The sequence below is a fragment of the Neotamlana laminarinivorans genome (assembly GCF_020523925.1).
Lineage (GTDB): Bacteria > Bacteroidota > Bacteroidia > Flavobacteriales > Flavobacteriaceae > Neotamlana > Neotamlana laminarinivorans.
In genome coordinates, this window is sequence record NZ_JAJAPW010000001.1 from 708,588 (window position 1) to 729,378 (window position 20,791).

General features: G+C 29.9%; 19 protein-coding genes. 9 read left to right on the forward strand and 10 right to left on the reverse strand.

Translation table 11 applies throughout. The annotated features are described in order from the left end of the window. Nucleotides 1-63 precede the first annotated feature (63 nt). Nucleotides 64-1,371: a TolC family protein gene (locus LG649_RS03235; protein ID WP_226540847.1), complete on the reverse strand. Its 1,308-nt coding sequence runs from the start codon at nucleotides 1,369-1,371 to the stop codon at nucleotides 64-66. Nucleotides 1,372-1,674: 303 nt separating this feature from the next. Between LG649_RS03235 and LG649_RS03240 the strand changes: the two genes are divergently transcribed. Beyond that, the gene (locus tag LG649_RS03240) at nucleotides 1,675-3,072 is read left to right on the forward strand and encodes a nicotinate phosphoribosyltransferase (RefSeq protein WP_226540848.1); all 1,398 of its coding nucleotides are present in this window, start codon (nucleotides 1,675-1,677) and stop codon (nucleotides 3,070-3,072) included. 26 nt (nucleotides 3,073-3,098) lie between these two features. Continuing rightward, entirely contained in the window at nucleotides 3,099-3,704 is a 606-nt protein-coding gene (pncA, locus tag LG649_RS03245; RefSeq protein ID WP_226540849.1) for a bifunctional nicotinamidase/pyrazinamidase, read from the forward strand. A 26-nt stretch (nucleotides 3,705-3,730) separates the two neighbouring features. Here the strand turns inward: pncA and LG649_RS03250 are convergent, their stop codons facing one another. The 3 genes from LG649_RS03250 to LG649_RS03260 are packed head-to-tail and all read right to left on the reverse strand — an operon-like array spanning nucleotide 3,731 to nucleotide 6,455. After that, entirely contained in the window at nucleotides 3,731-4,030 is a 300-nt protein-coding gene (locus tag LG649_RS03250; protein WP_226540850.1) for a hypothetical protein, read from the reverse strand. 11 nt (nucleotides 4,031-4,041) lie between these two features. After that, entirely contained in the window at nucleotides 4,042-5,118 is a 1,077-nt protein-coding gene (cydB, locus tag LG649_RS03255) for a cytochrome d ubiquinol oxidase subunit II (protein WP_226540852.1), read from the reverse strand. Between the two features lie 2 nt (nucleotides 5,119-5,120). Continuing rightward, on the reverse strand, nucleotides 5,121-6,455 hold the full coding sequence (locus tag LG649_RS03260) for a cytochrome ubiquinol oxidase subunit I (RefSeq protein ID WP_226540853.1): 1,335 nt from the start codon (nucleotides 6,453-6,455) through the stop codon (nucleotides 5,121-5,123). Nucleotides 6,456-6,711: 256 nt separating this feature from the next. On the opposite strand from LG649_RS03260, the gene LG649_RS03265 reads away from it, so the two are divergent. Genes LG649_RS03265 through LG649_RS03275 form a run of 3 tightly spaced genes read left to right on the forward strand, consistent with a single transcriptional unit; the run spans nucleotide 6,712 to nucleotide 9,059 of the window. After that, nucleotides 6,712-7,476, forward strand: a complete 765-nt coding sequence (locus LG649_RS03265; RefSeq protein ID WP_226540855.1) for a DUF3108 domain-containing protein — start codon at nucleotides 6,712-6,714, stop codon at nucleotides 7,474-7,476. 6 nt (nucleotides 7,477-7,482) lie between these two features. Then, nucleotides 7,483-8,001: a hypothetical protein gene (locus tag LG649_RS03270; RefSeq protein ID WP_226540857.1), complete on the forward strand. Its 519-nt coding sequence runs from the start codon at nucleotides 7,483-7,485 to the stop codon at nucleotides 7,999-8,001. A gap of 38 nt (nucleotides 8,002-8,039) precedes the next feature. Beyond that, nucleotides 8,040-9,059: a M28 family metallopeptidase gene (locus tag LG649_RS03275; protein ID WP_226540862.1), complete on the forward strand. Its 1,020-nt coding sequence runs from the start codon at nucleotides 8,040-8,042 to the stop codon at nucleotides 9,057-9,059. 30 nt (nucleotides 9,060-9,089) lie between these two features. Here LG649_RS03275 and LG649_RS03280 read toward each other — a convergent pair whose 3' ends face one another. Next, complete coding sequence (locus LG649_RS03280) at nucleotides 9,090-10,208, reverse strand: TlpA family protein disulfide reductase (protein WP_226540863.1); 1,119 nt, start codon at nucleotides 10,206-10,208, stop codon at nucleotides 9,090-9,092. A 90-nt stretch (nucleotides 10,209-10,298) separates the two neighbouring features. Here LG649_RS03280 and LG649_RS03285 point away from each other — a divergent pair, with 90 nt between their 5' ends. The 4 genes from LG649_RS03285 (at nucleotide 10,299) to LG649_RS03300 (ending at nucleotide 13,417) form a co-directional block, all read left to right on the forward strand. Further along, nucleotides 10,299-11,006 (forward strand): DUF4197 domain-containing protein, encoded by a 708-nt coding sequence (locus LG649_RS03285; protein ID WP_226540865.1) that lies wholly within the window; start codon nucleotides 10,299-10,301, stop codon nucleotides 11,004-11,006. 163 nt (nucleotides 11,007-11,169) lie between these two features. Next, nucleotides 11,170-11,316 (forward strand): hypothetical protein, encoded by a 147-nt coding sequence (locus tag LG649_RS03290; protein ID WP_226540868.1) that lies wholly within the window; start codon nucleotides 11,170-11,172, stop codon nucleotides 11,314-11,316. A gap of 242 nt (nucleotides 11,317-11,558) precedes the next feature. Next, nucleotides 11,559-13,022 carry a phytochrome family protein gene (locus tag LG649_RS03295; RefSeq protein ID WP_226540870.1) on the forward strand — a complete coding sequence of 488 codons (1,464 nt, stop codon included), beginning with the start codon at nucleotides 11,559-11,561 and terminating at the stop codon, nucleotides 13,020-13,022. Next, nucleotides 13,001-13,417, forward strand: a complete 417-nt coding sequence (locus LG649_RS03300; RefSeq protein WP_226540872.1) for a response regulator — start codon at nucleotides 13,001-13,003, stop codon at nucleotides 13,415-13,417. The genes LG649_RS03295 and LG649_RS03300 overlap by 22 nt, the downstream gene beginning before the upstream one ends. Nucleotides 13,418-13,423: 6 nt before the next feature. Here LG649_RS03300 and pyrF read toward each other — a convergent pair whose 3' ends face one another. The 5 genes from pyrF to LG649_RS03325 all read right to left on the reverse strand — a co-directional run bounded on the left by pyrF (nucleotide 13,424) and on the right by LG649_RS03325 (nucleotide 20,735). Next, the gene (gene pyrF / locus LG649_RS03305; protein ID WP_226540874.1) at nucleotides 13,424-14,233 is read right to left on the reverse strand and encodes an orotidine-5'-phosphate decarboxylase; all 810 of its coding nucleotides are present in this window, start codon (nucleotides 14,231-14,233) and stop codon (nucleotides 13,424-13,426) included. Nucleotides 14,234-14,291: 58 nt separating this feature from the next. Further along, entirely contained in the window at nucleotides 14,292-15,368 is a 1,077-nt protein-coding gene (prfA, locus tag LG649_RS03310) for a peptide chain release factor 1 (protein ID WP_044632356.1), read from the reverse strand. Between the two features lie 416 nt (nucleotides 15,369-15,784). After that, nucleotides 15,785-18,334, reverse strand: a complete 2,550-nt coding sequence (locus LG649_RS03315; protein WP_226540876.1) for an adenosylcobalamin-dependent ribonucleoside-diphosphate reductase — start codon at nucleotides 18,332-18,334, stop codon at nucleotides 15,785-15,787. Between the two features lie 182 nt (nucleotides 18,335-18,516). Beyond that, nucleotides 18,517-19,482, reverse strand: coding sequence for a DUF3078 domain-containing protein (locus tag LG649_RS03320; RefSeq protein WP_226540884.1), 966 nt, complete (start codon nucleotides 19,480-19,482; stop codon nucleotides 18,517-18,519). Nucleotides 19,483-19,556: 74 nt separating this feature from the next. Next, complete coding sequence (locus LG649_RS03325) at nucleotides 19,557-20,735, reverse strand: AIR synthase related protein (protein WP_226540885.1); 1,179 nt, start codon at nucleotides 20,733-20,735, stop codon at nucleotides 19,557-19,559. Nucleotides 20,736-20,791: the final 56 nt, after the last annotated feature.

Genomic DNA, 20,791 nt, shown 5'->3' on the forward strand with positions numbered 1-20,791 from the left:
TGTTTAGTATCGACTGTACTCAAAATGACATAATTGGTCTCTTTAAGCGCAATCAATAGGTTATTATTTGGTTAAAAAATTCACGTAAGCTAAAGCGTAATTGTATTCATAAATGGTTTGATAATACTCTAACTGTTTTTGTGCATATTGAGTTTCTTCCATTAATAAATCTGAAGTTTTCTCTAACCCTTCCTTAAAACGATTAGTTCGAATTCTTAAAGACTCTCTAGATTGTTTTAAGGCCAATTCCGAAAGATTTAATTTATTTTCAGCATCAATTAACATGCGTTTTGCTTTATTTAATTCTAATTTACTTTTAGATATGTATTGATTATATTTTAGTTTAGATTGTGCATACTCTGCCTTACTTTTTTGCGCTTTTCCAAAGCGTTTAGAGCCTTGAAAGATATCCCAGCTTAATTGCGCGCCTACAATGTATCCGTTAGCTTCTCGCTTAAAAAAGTTATCATCATATAATTCATAACTTCCAAAAGCACTTAAGCGGGGTAAAAAAGCCATTTTATCAGCCATATTTAAAGCCTTAAAAGCATTATTTGCCAATTCCATAGCTTTTATATCACTTCTGTTTTTTAATATGCTATTGGTTTCTGTTGATTTACTTATAATAGATAAAGTATCACTTGGTTTATAAACTACAAAGTCTTGAGTATCCATTAAAAAAGACAAATAATTTGATGCGTTTTGAACATTACTTTTAGCTTGATGTAACTTATTTTTCACTTCGGTTACCCTAACTTCTACATTTAATACATCAGCACGTTGCAGATACCCTTGCTTAAAGCTATTATCAGCAAGATTTTTATTGGATATAGCCGCCTCTAATGCTTTTTCTAAAACACTTACTGCTTTATATGCTAACTGCAATTGCATGTAGGCGTTATGTACCTCAAAATTTATATAATCTTTGGTACGTTTCGTTTTTAATGCCATGGCTTCCATTTTAGCTTTAGCTGCTTTACGCTCATAAATGCCATCTGCATTAATTAAGGGTTGTTGCACCTCCAATTTGGTTGCAAAATTTTCAATTTGATCTGGATTGTTTAATAAAGCTGGATTAAAATCGTTTGCCGTTAAAATTTCTTGATTAAGTTTGGAACCAAATGCCATTAAAGGGTTTGTAGTAGAAATACCCGTATGACTTGCTGAAATATTAGGCAAAAATACAGCATTAGTTTGTCTGTAATCTGCTCGGGCTTTATAAAACTCTTCCTGAGAAATTTTTATTGCCGCATTACCCGCTGAAACTGCACTTAAAACCTCACTTTTGCTTATTAGTTTTTCCTCTTGTGCAAATACAGCAAATGACAAAAAAAATAATAGGTAAGTAGATAAGTATATTCTGTTTTTCATTTTTAAATTTTTACTGAAACAAAAGTATACCTAGAGACCGTGCTAGTCAGTAACCTTTGTTACTAAGCAAAATTTAGTTGATATTGGGCTTAAATTGTAAATTGTAATATGATTAAAGTAATAGAACTATTTAGTAAGCAATAAGAAAGAGCGATTAATGTTTTACAGGTAAATTAATATTAACTATGTTATAAAATTCTCCCAAAAACCGTAAAATATGATTAAATTTATTCATTATAATTTTTAATCATTTTAACAAAAAACGTGGCTTTATATTACGTTTTTTAAACAGAATACATTTTAATGAATATTACTGCTGCATATACAGACCTTTATCAAATTACCATGGCGCAAGTTTATTATGGAACTAAACCAAACGGTCGCGCTGTTTTCGATTATTATTTTAGACATAACCCTTATAAAGGTGGATATTCTATTTTTGCTGGGCTAGAAGATGTTTTAAACATACTAGAAACTTTAGAGTTTTCTTCTTCTGACATGAATTATTTAAAACAAAAAGGATTTGAAAATGATTTTTTAAACTATCTCAAAAATTTTAGTTTCAAAGGTAATATTTATGCCTGTAACGAAGGTGATGTTGTTTTTCCAAACAGACCAATATTACAAGTAGAAGCGAATATTATTGAAGCACAAATTATAGAAACCCTTTTATTAAATATACTAAACTTTCAAACTTTAATTGCTACTAAAGCCAGCCGAATAAAATATAGCGCTAAAGATGGTATTTTGCTAGATATGGGCTTACGTCGCGCACATGCTACTGGCGGCTATTATGCATCTAGAGCTGCTGCTATTGGAGGCTTTGATAGTACAAGTAATGTTAAGGCTGCCGAAGATTACAATATTCCTTCCACAGGCACAATGGCACATTCATTTATACAAAGTTATGAAGAAGAAATACAAGCTTTTAGAGATTTTGCAAAAATGCGTCCGCAAAATTGTGTATTGTTAATAGATACCTACAACACTTTAAAAAGCGGGCTACCAAATGCCATTAAAGTTGCAAAAGAAATGGAAGAACGTGGCGATAAATTGTTAGGTGTTAGGTTAGATAGTGGAGATTTAGCTTACCTATCTAAAAAAACCAGAACCATGTTAGACGACGCTGATTTAAGCTATGTAAAAATTGTAGCTTCTAATCAATTAGATGAATATGTTATTAAAAGTTTAAAAGAACAGGGTGCATATATTGATATTTATGGAGTTGGAACCAATTTAGTTACAGGAAAGCCCGATGCTTCTATAGATGGTGTTTATAAACTTTCTGAATTTAATAATACACCACGAATAAAACTATCGGAAAATATTATTAAAACTTCGTTGCCTTTTAAAAAACAAGTTTATAGAATGATAGACGAAAATAATATGTTTTATGGAGCAGATGCTGTAACAATTAACTCCGAAGAAAGTGTTTCGCTTATGGAACATCCTTTTGATAATACAAAAAGCTTAGATCTTAATAGGTTTAAACATGAGCCTTTATTGCAACAAGTAATGAAAGATGGTAAAAGAATTATTGCTTCTAGAACTGTTACTGAAATCAAAGAGTATTCGCAATCTAGATTACAACAACTTCCTAATGAATATAAACGTTTTCAAAACCCGCACATTTATAAAATAGGACTCAGCCCAAAGCTTAAAAAAGAACGAGACGTTTTAATTAAAAAAAATAAATTCTAAAAACATACTTAACAAAATCCTTATTCATGAAAACCCTAATTATCATTGATGTACAAAATGATTTTATGCCAACAGGCTCGCTTCCTGTTCCTTTAGGAAATGAAATTATTCCGGTAATTAATAATATGGTTAATAAGTTTGATTTGGTTTTAGCCACCCAAGATTGGCATCCTTTAAATCACGTTAGTTTTGCCTCAAACCATAAAGGCAAATCTAATTTTGATGTAATAAAATTACATGGCAAACCACAAACTTTATGGCCAAACCATTGTGTACAAGGTACAAAGGGTGCCGAATTTCACCCATATTTAAATACTAAAAACTTTGAAGCCATATTTAGAAAAGGCACTAATAATTCTATAGATAGCTATAGTGCTTTCTTTGACAACGGACACTTAAAATCTACAGGTTTAACGGGTTATTTAAAAGAAAAAGGAATTACTGAACTTTATTTTTGTGGTTTAGCTGCAGACATTTGTGTTTACTTTTCAATACTAGATGCTTTTAATGAAGGCTTTAATTGTACCTTTATTGAAGATGCTTCAAAAGCATTGGACAACAATAAATTTGAAACAACAAAAAAAGACATGATTACAATGGGAATTAAAATCATATCATCAAAAGATTTATAATTATACTTAATTACTAAAAAAAGCAGCTAATTGTCTGCTTTTTTATTTATTAAATACTTTAATAGGATGATTCCAAAAACACCACCAGCACAAGATACTATAACATTAACAACAAAAGGGATAGCGTGAAATTTTCCATTAAGCATAATTGCCCAAGGATCAAAACCTAGTTTGCCAAAAGATTTTATTAAAAATATACTACCAAAAACACCAATTAATGTATTTCCTGTAAATCCAAAAGAACATTTATTGTAAAAAAACGCTGTTAAGTTAGCCGCAATTATTCCTAAAAAAATACTTATTAAAGAAATTAGGGTACCTGTCATCTTTAATTTATTTAATGCTCACCATAACCAACATTATCCATTTTCCCTTTAAATACACGATATTGTATTGTAAAATAAACTACAACTAAAATGGCCGCAATAACAAACCAATACACACCTACCGATAAACCATAACTATCTGCAGCAACATTATACAGCGTTAAGTCTGGGTTAATATTATTGGTTGATGGTAAAACCTTTGGGAAAATTGAGGCTACTGTTGATGTTAACCCTCCAAATAAAAACAATGAGGAAAATAAAAAACCTTTTCCGTGTTTTTTAAATCGTTTAACATTAAACAAACCAAATAAGCCTGTAAAACAGATTATTGGAAATATAATAAACCAAGGATTATTTATAAAATTGTGAAACGGTTTGGGCTCTATTACGTGCCAAACTAGTAATGAAATAATAACTAATACAACTAATACTATATTTAAATTAAAAACCACTTTTTTAAGTTTTTCGTTTAATTTGGAGCTTGTTTTAAAAATAATCCAGTTAGCGCCATGAATGGTTAAAGCTACTACCCCTATAATTCCTAAAAGAAGTGTAAACCAATCTATAATACCAAGTTGTTCTGTTTGTGGACTAAAGGTTGGGTTCCACAATGGTAAAAAGAAATAATGAGCCTCATGGGTAGATTCTCCGTTTATTACATTTCCTAAATTTACGCCACGCACTACATTACCTAGAGCAATACCGAAAAATAGAGCTAACAAAAAACTTGAAATACCAAATGCTTTATCCCAAATGCTTTCCCACATATTGTTATGTATTTGCCCCCGTAACTCTAATCCTGTAGCTCTAAAAATAAGCAACCATAAAATCATTATTAGTGGTAAATAAAAACCACTAAATGATGATGCATAAAGTGTAGGAAATGCGAAAAACAACACGCCTCCTGCTGCAATTAACCATACTTCGTTAGCATCCCAAAACGGACCGATAGCATTAGTTATAGCTTTCTTATCTTTTTCTTCTTTTGCAAAAAACAAATGAATTATTCCTGCTCCAAAATCGTAACCATCTAAAATTACATAAATAGCTAACATTGTCATTAAAACGATATACCAGAATAATTCCATAATTAATGCTCTTGATTTAATTGAGGCCCTTTATTAATTATTTTACCTGCTAACAATAAAAATAACATACCTAAAAGCAGATATAATCCTATAAAACCTAATAGTGTAAATAATGTATTTCCAGATGAAACTGTTGGCGAAGCTCCTTCAGTAGTTCTTAATAAGTTATAAACCAACCATGGCTGTCTGCCTAATTCTGCGGTGTACCACCCTGTCGTATTTGCAATGTAAGGAAAAGGTAACATAAACATTAAGCTCCATAAAATCCATTTGGTTTTGTATAATTTTTTGCGAATTAATTGTACCACAGCCAATAACATTAAACCTATAAAAATGGTCCCTAAACCAACCATGATATGATAAGAATAATACAAGCCTGGAATATTAGTAGGATAATTTTCTTGATCAAACTCATTTAAACCCTTTACTTCTGCACTCCAATCTTGATAGGTTAAAAAACTTAATATATTAGGTACCGCTATTTTATTGTCTAATTTCTTTTCTAAAATATTTGGCTGACCTATTAAAACAATTTCAGAGCCACCTTCTTCGGTTTCAAAAATTCCTTCCATAGCAGCGAAGGTAACTGGCTGATGTTCTGCTACATTTTTAGCTGCTAAATCACCGGTAGGAAACGCAACCAACAAGCTAGAAATTAAACCAAATATTACGCCTGTTTTCACAAATAGTTTACCAAATTCGTGATGCTTATTGTTTAGCAAATAAAAAGCACCAATTGCCGCTACCACAAACGATGATGTTACTAAAGATGCGGCTTGATTGTGCAAATATGATGGCAACAACCATGGGTTAGAAAATAAAGCTCCAAAATTATTAAGTATAAACTTTCCGTTTTCTAATACCTCATATCCAACAGGGTATTGCATCCAAGAATGTGTTGCAATAATAAGATAGCCACTAGCCCAAGATCCTAAAAACACTAAAAAACCAGTAACAAAATGTAATTTATGGCCTAATAGTTTTTCTCCAAATAAAAAGAGTCCCAAAAAGGATGACTCCAAGAAAAATGAAAACATACCTTCCATAGCCAACGTTTGCCCTATTATTCCTCCTGTTAATTCTGAAAATTTGGCCCAATTAGTTCCAAATTGAAATTCCATTGGAATTCCTGTTACAACGCCCATAGCAAAATTTAGTGCAAAAATTTTCATCCAGAACTTTGCTGCGTTGTTATATTTTTCGATTTTACAGCGTAAAAATTTCCATTTAAAATAAACTATCATTAAAGATAAGCCCATAGTTAATTGTGGAAATAAATAATGAAACGTAATAGTAAATGCAAACTGCATTCTATCGTAAAAGAGCATGTCTTCCATCCTACCAATTTTATGAAGTATAAAAATACGGAAAAGCTCTATGTTTTTATGTAACAATCATTACAAACTCTTCAATTTTAACATCTCAATTTTCAAACAAATCAAATCAAATTCTATAAGTAATTAATAGTAAAACAAGTAGGTTATTATCGGTATAATACTTCATCTACAAAAAAATTAGCATAATAGCTTTAAGCATTGTATTTTCGGCACAATAAATGCTTAACTCTACGTTATAACCCAAAAAAGTAATTTTATGCTACGTCTATCTTTAATTATTTTACTGTTTTTTACCTTTTCGGTAAATGCACAAAACACAGCTGTTGGTGCCGGAGAAAAATTGGTTTACACAGCCTCGTTTAACATGTCTGGTATTTTAACAGATATTGCTCAAGTTAACATGGAAACCAGTGCTGTAAAAACATCTAAAGCTACATTATTACGTTTAAAATGTACAGCTTCTACATATAGCAAATGGGATAATTTTTTTAAAGTAAGAGATTTATACGAAAGTTATGTTAGCCCAAAAACATTAACGCCTTACTTATACAACAGGTCAATTAATGAAGGTGGTTATTTTAAAAAAATGAAGTACACTTTTAGTCACAAAAATAAAACAGTAAAATCTGTACAAACAAAAAGTAAAAACAGAGTTGAGAACAAAACCGTTTCTATAAGTTCTGGTACAAAAGATATTATTTCTACGTTGTATTATGTTAGATTACACGACTTTTCTAAAATGTCTCAAGGTTCAACAAAAACACTAAAAATTATTTTTGACAGAAAGGAATTAAACGCTCAAATAACCTATTTAGGTAAAGAAACTATTTCTACGGCAATTGGTAATAAAACATGTTACAAAATAGCTATAGGATCTGAAACCAATGTATTACAAGGTAAAAATAACAATGTTTTATGGTTAACCGCTGATGCCAATAAAATTCCTGTTTATGGTAAGTTTAAAATTCCTGTTGGAAACGGCGAACTAAAAATAAAATCGGCTACAGGTTTAAAAAACTAAAATAAAATGAAAAAACTATTTACTATTTTAGCATTAATTGCAGCTATACTTACTGTTATCCTATCTATTTTACCTGTTTCTAACTTGGCTATTTTTCCGGGTATTTTGGCTCTTATTTTTGGAGGTACAGCCTACTATTTTTCTAAAAAAACTGGAGAAATAAAAAAATTATTACCTTTTACAATTATGCTAACTGTTTTAGCTTTGGTTTTAACCTCTTACAAAGCGTTTTTTACAGAAACTATTGTTGAAGACACTAAGGCTTTAGAAGCCACAGAAGTATTACTTCAAGAAGAATCTTTAGAAGAATTAGAGGACTTAGATATTGAAGAAATAGAGCTTGATGACAGCGAGCTAGAAGACCTAAGCATTGATGAAACTGAACTTGAAGAATTAAACATAGAAGAAAACATAGAAAGCCTTGATGAAATTGATGCTAAAGAACTTGAAAACATTGAAATTGATGCTGTTGAAGATATTGAAATAGATGAAAGTGAATTAAATGAACTCGAAATAGATCAATAATTGTAAAAATGAAGAAAACAATATAAAACCTTATAAATTTGAAAAAACTATTATTCTTATTTTTTCCTGCAACTATATTAACTAGTTGTATTTCTTTTCAAAATAAAAACAAAACAAGTAATGAAGCTGAAAACAATAAAGTTGAAGATTACGCTAAAACCATTACATCCAACGAATTAAAAACTTTACTTTACACCTATGCTTCAGATGAATTTGAAGGTAGACGAACGGGAGAACCTGGTCAAAAAAAGGCTATTGAATTTCTTAAAGATTTTTATATTAAAAATAGCATTTCTTCTCCGTTAGGAGAAAATGATTATTTTCAAGAAATACCTGAGTCTTATTTTAAGCATGGTATAAAAGCTTCTGAAAATGTATTAGCTTATATAAAAGGTTCTGAAAAACCTGATGAAATTGTCGTTATTTCTGCACATTTAGATCATATAGGCATATCTAAAAATGGTGATATTAATAACGGGGCTGATGATGATGGCTCTGGTACTGTAGCGCTTTTAGAAATTGCCCAAGCTTTTAACGAAGCTAAAAAAGCTGGCAATGGCCCAAAGCGCACTATTTTATTTTTACACGTTACCGGAGAAGAACTTGGACTTTACGGGTCTAGTTATTATGTAAATGAAGATCCTATTTTTCCCCTAGAAAATACAATAGTTGATTTAAATATAGACATGATTGGTCGTGTTGACCCAAAGCATGAAGGCGGTAATAACTACTTATACTTAATTGGTTCTGATAAATTAAGCACAGAATTACACAATATTTCTGAAGAAATCAATAAAAAATATTACAACTTAGAATTCGATTATAAATACAACGCAAACAACGACCCTAATCGTTTTTATTACCGCTCAGATCATTACAATTTTGCTAAAAACAATATACCCGTTATTTTTTATTTTAATGGAACACATGCAGATTACCACCGCCCAAGCGATACTCCAGATAAAATTAATTACGCATTTTTAGAAACAAGAACCCGTTTAATTTTTACAACAGCTTGGGAACTTGCTAACCGTGATAAGAAACCAAAATTAGATTAAAATACTTTTAATAATTAAAAAAGCACCTCTTTAAGGTGCTTTTTTTGTTATGTTATATACATTGTATTGGGCTTTTTGTTTTGATATATCTATACCATAATCTTGAAGATTATTTAGCATTAATTCGTAATATTTATAATGAATTTGCCAATCGTGCAAAGCTGTATCTTGGTTTTTACTTACTAAAACAATAGGTTGTTCTATAAGATTAGCTAATTTATAAACCACATTATCAAAACTTATATTATCGGCCTGTAAATCTGAATCTCCTATTAAATAATTCTGGTTATTGCCCTCCCAATTAATTTGTTTAGTATCCCAGAAACTTGCTTTCTCAGTATTCATAACTAATACTTCTCCACTACTCTGCTTCACTTTATTACTCAACTTTAAAGCTTTAAATATAGTACGTTTTATGTTATTTAATGCTCTACTACCTTTGTTAAAGCTTAAAGAATATGTTTTGTTAAATTGGTCTTCAATTACAATTTGTTTATGGTATACTTTAAAAACATAAGCTAGAATTTGTTGTAAATTACCATTAATTTTGAGATAATCTTTGGTTTCAATAATTTCTATAGTTGTGTCATCTTCAAAAGCATCAATTATAGCAAACTCAAAATCATCTGAGGCATCGTAACTTTCATCTTCAACAGCTAAAGCATAAGATTCGGTAATAAAAAACGACGATTTATTTATAGTAGCTTTATTTTTACTTAAATTATTTCTTAAATGATATAATTTGAAATCTGAAGGATGTCCTTCCCATAATTTATCGCCATTGGCATTAAATAAAACACCATGTGGTAGGCTGTAAACATTATGCTCTTTAAATGTTTCCCCATCATAATCAATAGCTACTGCTAGTTTTAAATCGTGTTTCTCTAAAAATTTTGAAACCACTTCTGGGCTTTCTTGAGATAGAGACATGACATAAAAATTATTTGGATATTGATTTTGTAGAGTTTCTAAATATTGTGAAGCTGGCACACATGGTTTACACCAAGTAGCCCAAAAATCTATAAAATAAAGTGCATTTTCATTACTTCCAGAAATTTCAGACTCTTTAACAAGCTTTGATATTTTTACCTGACCAAATACACTGGTGCTAAAAACAAATGAAAATACGATTAAAGCAAACTTATTCATAGAATTAATTTTATCAATATAAATAACAAAAACTATGCTAAAATAGTATTTAATCTTAAATTTGCTTCATTAAATTTAATTCCCAATACCATGATTCGTAAATTTTTAATTGGTTTACTTGTTTTTAATTTAGCTGCTTGTGCAGAATTACAACAAGTTGTAGACCAGCTTCCGCAGCAAACTACTACCTTAGGTAACGACCAAATAGCCTCTGGCTTAAGACAAGCTTTAGACTTAGGAATAGACAAACAAGTAACTAAGCTTACGCAAACTGATGGTTTTTTTAAAAATGAATTAGTAAAAATTACCTTACCTGAAGAATTACAAAAAGTTGATAAAGCATTAAGAGATATTGGTTTAAGTAGTTTAGCAGACGAAGGTTTAAAAGTACTTAATAGAGCAGCAGAAGATGCTGTAAAAGAAGCAACACCCATTTTTGTTGACGCTGTTAAAGGTATAACATTTGCAGATGCAAAAAATATTTTATTAGGAAATGATGATGCCGCTACGCAGTATTTAACTACAAAAACACAAACATCGCTTTACGATAAATTTCAACCGGTAATAAATTCTTCATTCGCAAAAGTGGGTGCCGATAAAATTTGGGCTAACTTAATTACTAAGTATAATAACATTCCGTTTACTAATAATGTAAATCCTGATTTAACAGATTATGTAACTGGTGAAGCTTTAAAAGGAGTTTATACTATGATAGCCGTAGAAGAGAAAGAAATAAGAAACTCTGTTGCATCTAGAACAACAGATTTACTAAAACAAGTATTTGCTTTACAAGACTAAAAAACTTATTTTTAAGTTTAAAACGCAAAAATCTAAAAATTAGATTTTTGCGTTTTTTTTTAAAATAAAAGCAAAAAAATCATTTTAACATTTCTTTAACCTTAAAATAACGTCTAAATATCGATTAAATACGTAATTTAAGAATAATAAAAAAAGAAAAGTTATGAGTCCACATTTTTGCAAAGTTGGTAAGATTAAACCAAACCTAAGTAAACTTTTAAGTTTAAAAGAATTAGAAAACATGATTGAAAATTTTGTTGATGACGTTAGCAAAGTAGATTATAAACAAGACTTAGGCCAGTTAGCCTAATTTAAAATTTATTAACTAAGCCAATAAAATTTTGTTTAATTAATCTATGAGCATGCTCATAAATTAATTAAAAATAGTTTATTATATTTATGTAAGTTAAAACATACTTAACTGAAAGAAAATTACTATATTTAGTAAAGTGTTAACTTATTTATAATAAACTTATGCTTCCTTTAAAAGAAAATAATTTACGGCACAGGGCTTTATTTGCATATAAACTAACTGCTAATTTTACCATATTAATGGCAGTTATAAATATTTATGCATGGAGTTCAAACCATATAAATAATTTTTTTACAGGATATATTATAAATCCTGGTGCTACAATGAAAGTAGCCACAAGTTTAAGTTTTGTATTTCTTGTTATTCCTTTATTAATAAAAAGGAAATTTATAAAACATCTTTTATTTGTAGGTTTATTTATTCAAATTTCTCAAATTATCGCTTATATATTTAATTTAAGTCCAAGCGGTGTTTTTGCCTTATCATCATATGCCACAATTTTAATGTTTACATTGGCATATGCTAGTATATATTTTGTTTGGGTAGTAAAAAAAAACCTTTACTTTTTAATTACAAATTGCCTATTATATTTATTATCATCTTTTGCAATATTTTATTATCTCTTAGATAAAGAATCTGTAACAACAGTAATTGGTTTTAGTAGTTTAAGTTGGAATACTTCAATATTGTTTTTTATAAACTCTATATCATTATTCGAAATAGCATTAATTGAAAACATAAAAAATTATGAGTTTCAAATTTTACCATTAAAAAAAACACACCCTTATAATTATTTTCCATACTTCTTTTTATTACCAATAATTATAATTGTGAGCATTTCTATTGCTATATATTTTAATATAATTTTTCCTAACGTTGGTATATTTATAATTTTTCTGTTTTTAAACCTAACCATATTAATGAGTATTTTTTTATACTCATCACGCTTTATAGATTTTTTTAAGGAAATATCAGATAAATCAAAAGCACTATTAAAAACAAACTCACAACTAAAATCAGTTAATAACGAATTAGGTGAAAAAAATAATTACTTAAATGATTTTGCTTCATTAACATCTCACAATTTAAGAGAACCTATAATTGCTTTAAAAGAACTTTATAATTTATACAAAGAATATGATACAGAAGAGCTTACCTTAAACTTTAAAGATATAGAAGCCATGTATTTAACTAATGCCAATAATTTAAATTATGGATTAAATTTATTGACTAACTATCATGAATTTATTAAAAGCTTAGGAAAAGATAAAATCACGAAAATTAAATTTTCTAAAAACTTAGAAAACATAATATTAGAGTTAGATTATTTAAAGCCAAAATCGACAATAATAAGCTATAACCTAATAGCTAATTTAAAATTGCCTGAAGTTTATATTAAAAACTTATTAGTTAATTTATTAATTAACTCTTTTATGAATAAATTAAATGACACTGACTTAAAAATTAATATAACCACCACACACACCAAAACCTTTTTTAATATAGTTTATACTGATAATTCTGGATTTTTAATAACCAATAATACTAAACAAATAAAGAATAAACATCAAAATTATAGCTTACACTTTTTAAATTTATACATAAAAAAACTATGCGGAAAAATTAAAATATTGCCACAAAAAACTATAGGCAACATTATTACCATAAAACTAGACTACCCATGCATAAAATCGCAATTATAGATGACAATTTACTTTTTAGAAAAATTACACAAAGATTACTGTTTAAGTTAAATATTAATGACTCACAAATATTATTATTTGAAAACGGTAAAACTGCATTTAATTATATATCAGATAATATTGAAACGCCTAAAATGCTTCCTAGTGTTATTTTGCTAGATTTAAATATGCCTTGTATTAATGGTTGGGAATTTTTAGAATTAATAAAAAAAATTAACCAAGATAATTTATACCAACCAATTATACATATTATAACCTCATCTATAGATGATAATGATAAGCAAAGAGCTAAACAAACTAACCTGGTAAGTAATTATTTAGTAAAACCAATAAATTTAAGGCAATTACAAAATGTTTTAAATTTTAATAGTAATGATGAAAAAATGGTATCGTAACTACAATTAAACAAATGCACTCATTTCATTTTGTATTTCTTGTGCCTTTTTAGCCGCTTGTTGAGCAAAATCTTCATTTTTTGATGCATATATAATACCTCTAGAAGAATTTATTAATAACCCTATTTGGTTATTTAAACCATATTTACAAACCTCTTGCAAATTTCCACCTTGAGCTCCAACACCAGGTACTAGTAAAAAACTTTCTGGTATGATTTGTCTTATTTCAGCTAAATATTCGGCTTTTGTAGCGCCAACAACATACATTAAGTTCTCAGAATTTTTATAAGTTTTTGATATCTTTAAAACTTCTTTATATAATTCATTCTCCTCTAATTGTTTTGTTTGAAAATCGAAAGCACCTTGATTAGAGGTTAAAGCCAAAAGTATAGTATGCTTATCTTTAAATTCTAAAAAAGGTTCTACAGAGTCTTTTCCCATATATGGAGCCACAGTAACAGAATCGAAAGCTAAATCTTCAAAAAAAGCTTTGGCATACATTGTACTTGTATTACCTATATCGCCACGTTTTGCATCTGCAATAGTAAAAATTTCAGGATAATTTTCGTTTAAGTATACAATGGTTTTCTCTAAAGCTTTCCATCCTTTTAAACCATATGCTTCATAAAAGGCCGTATTTGGCTTGTAGGCAACACATAAATGGTGAGTTGCATCAATAATTGCTTTATTGAAAGCGAATATTGGATCTTCCTCTTTTAATAAATGTTCGGGAATTTTATTTAAATCAACATCTAAACCAATACAAAGAAAAGATTGCTTTTTTTTAATTTCTGAAACAAGTTGTGCTGTTGTCATTATTAATATTTTCAGTAAACTATTATATAAAAAGAATCCCGCAATTGCGGGAATATATTTAAATGGTTTCGTCGCTTGCTTTTAATTTTTCTGTGTTCTCTGCAAGCATCAATTCATCTATTATTTTTTGAATGTCTCCGTTTACAATGTTTTGTAAATCGTAGAGTGTTAAACCTATTCTATGATCTGTAACACGACCCTGTGGGTAGTTGTATGTTCTAATTTTAGCACTACGATCTCCTGATGTTACCATGCTTCCACGCTTGGCAGCATCTTCTTCCATTTTTTTAGCCAATTCTAAATCATACAATCTAGAACGTAACACCTTAAATGCTTTTTCTTTGTTTTTATGTTGCGATTTTTGGTCTTGGCATTGCGCTACTAAACCTGTAGGTTCGTGCGTTAAACGTACTGCCGAATAGGTTGTATTTACCGATTGCCCACCAGGACCAGAGGAACAGAAATAATCTATTCTAACATCCTTTGGGTCTATTTCTACATCAAACTCTTCTGCTTCTGGAAACACCATACAGGTTGCTGCACTTGTATGTACACGACCTTGTGTTTCGGTTTGTGGCACACGCTGCACACGGTGTACGCCGGCTTCAAACTTTAAAGTACCATAAACATCTTCGCCAGATACTTCAAATTGTATTTCTTTAAAGCCACCATTTGTGCCTTCACTAAAATCAACAACATCTACACGCCAACCTTTATTTTCACAATATTTATTATACATTCTAAATAAATCGCCTGCAAAAATACTTGCTTCATCTCCTCCTGTTCCTGCGCGTAATTCTACTACGGCATTTTTAGAGTCTTCTGGATCTTTTGGTATTAAAAGTACTCGAATTTCTTCTTCTAATTTAGGTATACCTTCTTTAGCTTCATCATATTGCATTTTGGCCATTTCAACCATTTCTGCATCACTTCCGTCTGCTATAATTTCTTCAGCTTCAGCTAAATTATTAGTTAATTCAATATATTCTTCGCGTTTATCCATTAGAATACGTAAGTCTTTGTATTCTCTGTTTAACTCTACATAACGCTTTTGATCTGATATAATATCTGGTTGAATTATTAAATCGCTAACCTCATCAAATCGTTGTTTTACTATCTGTAATTTCTCTAACATCGTTCCTCAAAAAATTTGAAAATCAAAAGTACAATTTTTTATGCATTTAAAATTATAGTGCTTTAATAAGTTAAAAAATAATTTTAACTATTGTTACGTTAATAAGATTATGCTAAAACAAGTAACTGCAATAATAAACTATTATAAACCATTAGCTTTTTGGTCTTTTTTGGTAACTATAGCTATCACTATTATTAATGCAGAAGTTATACTAGCGCTTTTTACTAAATTATTTTTAACTTTTTTATTGTGGGTTTTGTTAAATGATAGGGACTTAAGAAAGCGTGTTAATTTTTATAAAATAAAAGGTTTATCAAATTTTAAATTTTTTAGTAGTTTGTTTTTAATTGATAGCATTATAACATGTAGTTTTATTGCTATTATTAAATGTTTTATTTAAAAAACTTGCTTTAGTACTAGCCACATTTTGAGCTACCACAATCTTTACAAATTAAGCAACCCTCTTGATAAATCACGTTATTTGATTTACAACTTTCGCACTTTTGTCCTTTAGCTTTTGTACCGTTTGCTATATACTTTTTTAAAGCTCTAACTACTCCATTTTTCCAGGTATTAATAGATTTTGTGTCGAGTTGTAAACTATTAATTAAATTCACTATTTTATCAATTGGCATACCATAACGCAAAGTAGATGATATAAGTTTTGCATAGTTCCAGAATTCTGGATTAAACTTATGAGACAACCCCTGTATGGTTACTTTATAGCCTCTTTTGTCTTTATATTGAAAATCGTAACGGCGCTCACCTTTTTTATTCTTACTTTTTAAAATGAAACCTTTTTGAATATAATGCGGTATTAAAAGGCCATTTTCGTCATCTATTAATCCAGTAAATATTTCGTATGGTTTATCATTTATTAAACCTACAAAAGCAATCCATTTTTCTTTATTATTTTGAAACCTAACTACATCTGCAGTTAAAATATCTGGACGCTTTATAGGAAAGTTTGTTAAAGTATTTTTTTCTTCATTTTTAGTAGCGTTTGCTATTAATACACCAGATCGAGAGCCATCTCGATACACCGTTACGCCTTTGCACCCCACCTCCCATGCTTTTAAATATAAATCGCCTACAAGTTTTTCGGTTGCGTTGTTTGGAAGATTAATGGTTACACTTATTGAATGATCTACCCATTTTTGTATAGCACCTTGCATTTTTACTTTGCTAAGCCAATCCACATCGTTTGATGTGGATTTATAATACGGAGATTTCTTTATTAATTCTTCAATTTCTTTTTGGCTATAATTTTTATTAATATTTATGCCATTTACTTCCATCCAATGCTTAAATTTATGATGAAAAACCACATATTCTTCCCATGAATCTCCAACTTCATCAACAAAATCTACTCTAATGTTTTTATCGTTAGGGTTAACTTTTCGACGTCTTGTATACACTGGCATAAAAACAGGCTCAATTCCAGATGTGGTTTGCGTCATTAAACTTGTTGTACCTGTTGGCGCAATGGTTAACAACGCTATGTTTCGCCTACCATACTCTAACATATCGTAATATAACTTACCATCTGCTTCTTTTAATCTATTTATAAAGGGATTTTGTTTTTCTAATTCTGAATTATAAATAGGAAATGCTCCGCGCTCTTTTGCCAAATTAATCGATGCCCGATACGCTTCAATTGCCAATGTTTTATGAACTTTTAAAGAAAATGTATTTCCCTGGTCACTACCATACTGAATACCTAATGCCGCCAACATATCGCCTTCTGCAGTTATACCAATACCAGTTCTGCGACCTTCTTTAGCTTTTTGTTTTATATTAATCCACAAATTACGTTCTGTATGCTTTATAGTTTCATCTTCTGGATCGGCATTAATTTTATTTATAATGCCTTCAATCTTTTCTAACTCTAAATCAATTATATCATCCATTATCCGCTGTGCATAAGCTACATGTTCTTTAAATAGTTTAAAATTGAATGATGCATTGTTAGTAAAAGGTTTATCTACATATGAAAACAAGTTTATAGCAAGTAACCTACAAGAATCGTAAGGACAGAGTGGAATTTCGCCACAAGGATTTGTTGACACGGTTTTAAAACCAAAATCTGAATAACAATCTGGTACAGATTCATTTATTATAGTATCCCAAAATAAAATTCCTGGCTCTGCAGATTGCCATGCATTATGAATAATTTTATTCCATAAATGCTCCGCCTTAATTGTTTTGATTTGCTTTGGGTTAGCACTAAAAACAGGATATTTTTGAAGATACTTACTTTTAGTTTTTACAGCTTGCATAAATTCATTATCTATTCTTACAGATACATTTGCTCCTGTTATTTTACCTTGTGCTAATTTTGCATCAATAAAATCTTCTGAATCTGGATGATTTATTGCCACGGATAGCATTAATGCTCCTCGCCTGCCATCTTGCGCTACTTCTCTAGTTGAATTAGAATACCGCTCCATAAAAGGCACTAAACCTGTAGATGTTAAAGCCGAATTTTTTACCGAAGATCCTTTGGGCCGAATATGAGATAAATCGTGGCCAATACCTCCACGGCGCTTCATTAACTGCACTTGTTCTTGGTCTGTTTTCATTATCCCTCCATAAGAATCTGAAAGCCCATTATTACCAATAACAAAACAATTGGATAAGGATGCTATTTGATAAGGATTACCAATTCCTGCCATTGGGCTACCTTGTGGAACTATATATTTAAAATTTTTGAGTAAGCTAAAAATCTTTTCTTTTGGTAGGGGATTTTTATACTTATTTTCAATTCTGCAAAGTTCTGTAGTTATTCGGGTATGCATTTGGTGGGGTGTAAGCTCATAAATATTACCTATAGAATCTTTTAAGGCATATTTATTTACCCATACACGAGCAGCTAAATCGTCGTTATTAAAATATTTTAAGGAAGCCTGATACGCCTCTTCTTGACTATAAGTTTTAAGAGAGGGTTTAGAAAATTTTGTATTCATGAATTCAGCTAGATTTTACTGTTTTAGAAAATTTATTGGAACAATAAATTAACTAAAAAGCAAAGCAAGAAAGCATGATAATTATCAGGCTAGCAATATAACCCAAAAGTATTAATTATTAATATACAGCATTTTACCTCTGTTATTAACAAGTGAAAGTTGATAAGTTTATTATTTAATTTTTAAAAATCTACAGCAAAACCAACACCTAAAAACTGTCTCCATTGTACTTTTGCACCAGCTTCAGCAGTTTCACCATCATCGGTTTCAACAACAGTTTTTACATCGTCATCATATTTTATTTGAGAACCAAATGATGCCTTAATGTAATCGTTTACTTTAAAATCAAAGTCTAAACTCCAGTCTACATCAACATTTCCAAAATTATTTAAATAGTCTGAGTATAAACTCACTTGATTTTTTAAGTTAACATTTTTCATTACTGCCATTTCGTAACTATTAGTAATTAAAATACCAACCTCAGAACGTATACGCTCTCCTTCTGATATTATATTACCATCATCATCATAAACTGCAGGATCAACACCATAAGAACCAGCATTTGCTAAATCTTCTTCTAAAACAAAAGTAGTTTTAAGTGTTACTGGCGAGAAATAAATTGACATTTTATCAACATTTTTACCATACTCCATACCGCCACCAAAATATAAATACCCTGGCGCTAAAAAACTAGATATTAACGTTCTAGAATCTGATGAATAAGTATAACCATTAAATAACTGTGTATTAAATGTAAGTTTTGCTGAATAAAACCAATTTGATTTGTCATCAGATTGATAGCTAAAGTTAGAACTAAGTGAAAATATATCATCCGATTTTTGAAGACTACTACCTTGTTGGTCTGTCATGCCTAACTTTAACGAAGCATCATTTTTCCAGGTGTAATATTTATCGGTATAATTTGCTGAAGTTTGATAACTCATTAACCCCGATATTGAGTTTGTTCCACCAGCATTCCAGTTAACAAAAGATACTTGACTTAAATATACAGATGCCTTGTTTGTGGTTTCCCAACTTGGTCCTGTAAAAACTTCTTCATCATCGTCTGTTGGGCGAAATAAAAAGCTAGGTTGAGCGAATGAAAGATTAAAAAAAAGTAAAGCCGAAATAAATGAAATATATTTCATTGTGATATGTTTGGTTAATTAAAAAAGTAATCGCTATCAATAATCATTCCAAAAAAATAAAATTGAAACAAAATTTAATAAGTAAACTCTCCAAACTCACTTTTTATTGTAAGCTTTTTTTCTTTTGATGCTTCTACTCGTCCAATTACTTGAGCATTAACATTAAACGATTTTGATATTTCTATAATATCTGTAGCAACATTTGGAGAAACATAAAGTTCCATTCTGTGCCCGCAGTTAAATACCTGGTACATTTCTTTCCAGTTAGTATTACTTTGTTTTTGTATTAACTTAAACAAAGGCGGAATTGGAAACATATTGTCTTTTACAATATGATTTTCTTCAATAAAATGAAGAATTTTTGTTTGCGCGCCACCAGAACAATGCACCATACCATGTATAGTTTCACTATTATATTTTGCTAATATAGCTTTAATTATTGGTGCATAAGTACGTGTTGGTGACAGCACTAATTTACCAGCATTAATTGGAGAATCTTCAACATCATCAGTTAATTTAACTTGACCTGAATACACCAAATCTTCTGGTACAGACGCATCAAAACTTTCAGGATATTTTTCGGCTAAATATTTATTAAACACATCATGTCTTGCAGATGTTAACCCATTACTTCCCATTCCACCATTGTACTCTGTTTCGTAAGAGGCTTGCCCAAAACTTTCTAAACCAACAATAACATCTCCTGGTTTTATGTTTGCATTGTCAACAACATCGCTTCGCTTCATTCTGGCTGTTACTGTAGAATCTACAATAATGGTTCGCACTAAATCGCCTACATCGGCAGTTTCACCACCAGTTGAATGAATGGTAACACCAAACTTTTTTAATTCTGATATTAATTCTTCTGTCCCGTTAATTATTGCAGAAATTACTTCGCCAGGAATTAAATTTTTATTTCTACCTATGGTTGAAGATAACATAATATTATCTGTAGCACCAACACATAATAAATCATCAATATTCATTATTAAAGCGTCTTGTGCAATACCTTTCCATACCGAAACATCTCCGGTTTCTTTCCAATACATATAAGCTAGAGATGATTTTGTTCCTGCTCCATCGGCATGCATTATTAAACAATAATCGTTATCGTTAGTTAAATAATCTGGAACTATTTTACAAAATGCCTTTGGAAATAAACCTTTATCTATATTTTTTATAGCATTGTGCACATCTTCTTTTGATGCTGAAACGCCTCGTTGTGCGTATCGTTTAGAAACTTCTTGACTCATAAGATTAGATTATTATGCAAAAGTAAAGTAATAATTTAAAATGAAGCTTGATAAAT

Bases quoted from the DNA above. Each gene is read 5' to 3' on its own strand.
- LG649_RS03235 (WP_226540847.1), bottom strand. From the start codon at position 1,371: ATGAAAAACAGAATATACTTATCTACTTACCTATTATTTTTTTTGTCA.
- LG649_RS03240 (WP_226540848.1), top strand. From the start codon at position 1,675: ATGAATATTACTGCTGCATATACAGACCTTTATCAAATTACCATGGCG.
- pncA (WP_226540849.1), top strand. From the start codon at position 3,099: ATGAAAACCCTAATTATCATTGATGTACAAAATGATTTTATGCCAACA.
- LG649_RS03250 (WP_226540850.1), bottom strand. From the start codon at position 4,030: ATGACAGGTACCCTAATTTCTTTAATAAGTATTTTTTTAGGAATAATT.
- cydB (WP_226540852.1), bottom strand. From the start codon at position 5,118: ATGGAATTATTCTGGTATATCGTTTTAATGACAATGTTAGCTATTTAT.
- LG649_RS03260 (WP_226540853.1), bottom strand. From the start codon at position 6,455: ATGGAAGACATGCTCTTTTACGATAGAATGCAGTTTGCATTTACTATT.
- LG649_RS03265 (WP_226540855.1), top strand. From the start codon at position 6,712: ATGCTACGTCTATCTTTAATTATTTTACTGTTTTTTACCTTTTCGGTA.
- LG649_RS03270 (WP_226540857.1), top strand. From the start codon at position 7,483: ATGAAAAAACTATTTACTATTTTAGCATTAATTGCAGCTATACTTACT.
- LG649_RS03280 (WP_226540863.1), bottom strand. From the start codon at position 10,208: ATGAATAAGTTTGCTTTAATCGTATTTTCATTTGTTTTTAGCACCAGT.
- LG649_RS03285 (WP_226540865.1), top strand. From the start codon at position 10,299: ATGATTCGTAAATTTTTAATTGGTTTACTTGTTTTTAATTTAGCTGCT.
- LG649_RS03290 (WP_226540868.1), top strand. From the start codon at position 11,170: ATGAGTCCACATTTTTGCAAAGTTGGTAAGATTAAACCAAACCTAAGT.
- LG649_RS03295 (WP_226540870.1), top strand. From the start codon at position 11,559: ATGGCAGTTATAAATATTTATGCATGGAGTTCAAACCATATAAATAAT.
- LG649_RS03300 (WP_226540872.1), top strand. From the start codon at position 13,001: ATGCATAAAATCGCAATTATAGATGACAATTTACTTTTTAGAAAAATT.
- pyrF (WP_226540874.1), bottom strand. From the start codon at position 14,233: ATGACAACAGCACAACTTGTTTCAGAAATTAAAAAAAAGCAATCTTTT.
- prfA (WP_044632356.1), bottom strand. From the start codon at position 15,368: ATGTTAGAGAAATTACAGATAGTAAAACAACGATTTGATGAGGTTAGC.
- LG649_RS03315 (WP_226540876.1), bottom strand. From the start codon at position 18,334: ATGAATACAAAATTTTCTAAACCCTCTCTTAAAACTTATAGTCAAGAA.
- LG649_RS03320 (WP_226540884.1), bottom strand. From the start codon at position 19,482: ATGAAATATATTTCATTTATTTCGGCTTTACTTTTTTTTAATCTTTCA.
- LG649_RS03325 (WP_226540885.1), bottom strand. From the start codon at position 20,735: ATGAGTCAAGAAGTTTCTAAACGATACGCACAACGAGGCGTTTCAGCA.